The 313-nt window shown below is 63.3% G+C and carries 1 protein-coding gene; it reads left to right on the top strand.

Features of this window, described 5'->3' with window-relative positions:
* Positions 1 to 25: 25 nt before the first annotated feature.
* The coding region (locus IH09_RS38670; RefSeq protein WP_318279679.1) for an AMP-binding protein at positions 26 to 313 on the top strand (288 nt) is incomplete at its 3' end.

The following is a 313-nucleotide window of genomic DNA, read 5'->3' as shown; positions in this document are numbered from 1 at the left end:
GAGTGGGGTTGGTGTGTTGGGTGGGGTGGAGCGTGGGGAGTTGTTGGGTTTGGGGCGTGGTGGGGTTGTTTCGGGTGTGGTGGGTGGTGGGGATTTGGTGGGGTTGTTTGAGGCTCGGGTGGCGGATTGTCCGGGTGCGTTGGCGGTGGTGGGTGAGGGTTTTGAGGTGTCGTATGGGCGGTTGAATGTGTGGGCGAATGTGGTGGCGCGTCGTTTGGTGGGTTTGGGTGTGGGGCCTGAGGTTGCGGTGGGGGTGCGGTTGGGTCGTGGTGTGGAGTTTGTGGTGGCGGTTTTGGCGGTGTTGAAGGCGGGG

The organism is Streptomyces celluloflavus (genome assembly GCA_000720995.1).
GTDB lineage: Bacteria > Actinomycetota > Actinomycetes > Streptomycetales > Streptomycetaceae > Streptomyces > Streptomyces celluloflavus.
The sequence above is the reverse complement of the archived record's forward strand: the minus strand, read 5'-3'. Positions and strand labels throughout refer to the sequence as shown.